This is a genomic window from Brevibacterium rongguiense (genome assembly GCF_009857845.1).
In the GTDB taxonomy this organism is placed as follows: domain Bacteria; phylum Actinomycetota; class Actinomycetes; order Actinomycetales; family Brevibacteriaceae; genus Brevibacterium; species Brevibacterium rongguiense.
Genome location: NZ_WWEQ01000109.1, coordinates 1 through 3,521 on the forward strand (window position 1 = coordinate 1; position 3,521 = coordinate 3,521).

General features: G+C 76.6%; 2 protein-coding genes. Both read left to right on the top strand.

Annotated features, from left to right (window positions below):
• Positions 1 to 995, top strand: a 995-nt coding sequence (locus GSY69_RS13595; RefSeq protein WP_328698882.1) for a methylenetetrahydrofolate reductase, incomplete at its 5' end; no start/stop codon positions are given.
• 44 nt (positions 996 to 1,039) lie between these two features.
• Positions 1,040 to 3,385: a 5-methyltetrahydropteroyltriglutamate--homocysteine S-methyltransferase gene (metE, locus tag GSY69_RS13600; RefSeq protein WP_160954368.1), complete on the top strand. Its 2,346-nt coding sequence runs from the start codon at positions 1,040 to 1,042 to the stop codon at positions 3,383 to 3,385.
• Positions 3,386 to 3,521: the final 136 nt, after the last annotated feature.

A 3,521-nucleotide genomic window follows, 5' to 3' on the forward strand; every position in this document is an offset into this window, starting at 1 on the left:
CTGACCGCTCGGGTACGGCCGTCGACCGCCCCGCTGCGGCGCGCTCCGCCTCGGCCCCGCTCGATGCCGCGGGCGTCGGCGACCCGCTGCCCGAGCGCGCCACCCGCCCCGCCCTCAGCTTCGAGGTCATCCCCCCGCGCACCGCCGCCGCGCACCGCGCGCTGCCGGCCCTCATCGAGACGATCGGCGGCTACCGCCCCGACTATGTGGCGATCACGAGCTCGCCGACCTCCGGCTGGTCCCAGGGCACCGCGGACTTCGTCTCCGCGCTGGCGGCCGACCCGCGGCTGCGCCCACTGGCCCACCTCACGTGCACCGGCGCCCCGCGCCCGCTGCTGGAGGCGTGGATCGACCACTTCGTGGCGGCGGGCGTCCGCGGCTTCCTCGCGATCCGGGGCGACCTGCCCCCGGGCGTGCGCGCCCCTCAGCCGGGGCACCTGCGCCACGCCGATGAGCTCGTCTCGCTCATCCGCACCGCCGAGGCCCGGCAGGCCGCCCGGTTCTGCGCCGGCCGCCTCGCGGTGGGCGTGGCGGCCTACCCGGGCGGGCATCCCGAGTCCCCGGATAGGGACTTCGACATCGACGTGCTCCTGGCCAAGCAGCGCACCGGCGCGGACTTCGCCCTCACCCAGCTCTTCTTCGACCCACGCGACTACGCCGACCTCGTGCGGCGGGCGCGGCTGGCCGGGGTCACCCTGCCCATCATCCCCGGCATCTTCCCCCTCACCTCGCCCCGGCGCCTCGAGCGCATGGGCCGGCTGGCGGGCCTGCGGCCGCCGCCGCAGCTGGCGCGCGCGCTCGCCGCCGCGCCCACCCCGGCCGCCCAGCGGGACATCGGGCTGGCCGCCACCGCCGCACTCGCCCGCGCCGTGCTCGCCGCCGGCGCGCCCGGCCTCCACCTGTACACATTCAACGACGCCGAGGTCACCGGCGAGCTGCTCGACCGGCTCGACCTGGCCCCCGCCGCACCCGCGGCCGCGCTCCGGCCCATCTGATCCCGCACCCCCCGCAACACCACCCCACCGCAGAAAGGCACCCGATGACGATCCTCACCGCTGACCAGCACGCCCACCTCCAGCGCACCCCGTTCCCCCGCGCCACGATCGCGGGCTATCCGCGCATCGGCCCCGAGAGGGAGCTCAAGCGGGCGCTCGAGGCCCACTGGGCCGACCGCATCACCGCCGGCGAGCTCGACTCCGCCGCCCACAGCCTGCGCCTCGACGCCTACCGCCGGCTGCAGGAGCTGGGCCTGCGCGAGGACTGGGCGATTCCGCTCGACTTCGCCCTCTACGACCACGTGCTCGAGACCGCCCTCACGGTGGGGCTGCTGGGCGGGGAGGCCGCGCACATCGACCACGGGGAGTACTTCGCGCTGGCCCGCGGCACCCAGGAGCGCCAGCCGCTCGAGATGACGAAGTGGTTCGACACGAACTACCACTACCTGGTCCCCGAGGTGGCCGATGCGGCGCCCCTGCGCCCGCGGCCCGAGCGCCTCGTGGCCCTCGTCGCCGAGGCGCGGGACGCCGGCGTGCTCGCCCGCCCCGTCCTCGTGGGCCCGGTCACGCTGCTCGCGCTGTCGAAGGCCGCCCCCGGCGCCGGGCGCCCGCTCGATCGCCTCCCCGAGCTCGTCGCCGCCTACGCCCGGGTGCTGGCCGCCCTGCACGAGGCCGGTGTCGCCTGGGTCCAGCTCGACGAGCCCGCGCTCGTGGCCGACCTCGACGCCGCACCGGACGCGGAGCTCGCAGGGCTGGCCGAGGACGCCTACCGCACGCTGCTGGGAGCACAGGACAGGCCGCAGGTGCTGGTGGGCGCGCCCTACGGGACGCTGCGCGCCGGGCTGGGTGCGCTCGCCTCGGCGGCCCCCGAGGCGCTGGCCGTGGACCTCTCGCCCGCTGTCCTGGCGCAGGACCCGGACTACCCGCGGCGGTTGGGCCGCGAGGTGCCCGCCCGCACCCGGCTGGTCGCCGGCTGCATCGACGGCCGCAATGTGTGGACCGCCGAGCTGCGCGGCGGACTCGAGGTCCTGGCGACTCTGGGCCGCGGTGCGGACGTGAGCGTGACGACGTCGACCTCGCTGCTGCACGTGCCCTACACCCTGGCCGCGGAGACCGGGCTGCCCGTCGACGTGGCCGGCTGGCTGTCCTTCGCCGCCGAGAAGGTCATCGAGGTCGAGGCGCTGGCCGCCGCGCTGGCCGCCGGCGACCCCGCCGTGCGCGCGGAGGCGTTCGCGCGCTCGGACCGGGCCCGGCGCACCCGCGCCGCCTCGGGGCGCACGCACGATGCCGCGGTCCGCGCGCGCACGGCAGGCCTCCCGGCCCGCGTGGAGCGCGAGCCGCTGGCACAGCGCCGCGCGGCCCAGGAGCGCCTCGGGCTGCCCGAGCTGCCCACGACGACGATCGGCTCGTTCCCGCAGACGCCGGAGATCCGGCGGGCGCGTGCGGATGTGCGCGCGGGCAGGATCGGCGAGGAGGAGTATGCCGCGCTCATGCGCGAGGAGATCGCGCGGGTTGTGCGGCTGCAGGAGCAGCTCGGCCTCGACGTCGTCGTCCACGGCGAGCCGGAGCGCAACGACATGGTGCAGTACTTCGCCGAGCACCTCGAGGGCTTCACGACCACGGCGCGCGGGTGGGTGCAGTCGTATGGCAGCCGCTGCACGCGCCCGCCCATCCTGTTCGGCGACGTCTCCCGCCCCGCGCCCATCACCGTGCCGTGGTCGCAGTACGCGGCGGGCCTGACCGACCGGCCGGTCAAGGGCATGCTCACGGGCCCCGTGACGATCCTCGCGTGGTCGTTCGTGCGCGACGACGAGCCGCTGTCCGTGCCCGCCGCCCAGCTGGGCGTGGCCCTGGGCGACGAGGTGGCCGACCTCGAGCGCGCCGGGATCCCCATCGTGCAGGTCGACGAGCCGGCGCTGCGCGAGCTGCTGCCGCTGCGCGCCGACGCCCGCGCCGCGTATCTGGAGTGGGCGGTGCGGGCCTTCCGGCTCGTCGCGTTCGATGCCGCAGCGGCCACCCAGATCCACACGCACCTGTGCTATTCGGAGTTCGGCCAGATCCTCACCGCGATCGAGGCCCTCGATGCCGATGTCACCTCGATCGAGGCGGCGCGCTCGCGCATGGAGCTGCTGGGGGAGCTGGAGGAGGGCTTCGAGTCCCAGCTGGGCCCCGGCATCTACGACATCCACTCCCCGCGGGTGCCGGGGGTGGACGAACTCGCCGAGCTCCTGCGCGCAGCCCTCACCCGGGTGCCGGCGGGGCGCCTGTGGGTCAACCCGGACTGCGGGCTCAAGACGCGCGGCTACGCGGAGGTCGAGGCGGCCCTGCGCAACCTCGTGGCCGCACGGGACCGGGTGCGCGCCGAGGCGCTGGCCGGCGCCCGGGCCTGAGCGGCCACCGGGCGGGGCACCGGCCGTGCGGGGGCACCGACCACGGCGGGCCCGCACATGGTTTGGGGCCCGCCCGAGCGGGCCCGCAGATGGGCGAGGCCGGCTCGGACACGGGCGGGCCGTACACGCGCGGGCC

What these genes read in the sequence shown, in the direction of transcription:
- metE (WP_160954368.1), top strand. Translation starts at nt 1,040, where the DNA reads ATGACGATCCTCACCGCTGACCAGCACGCCCACCTCCAGCGCACCCCG.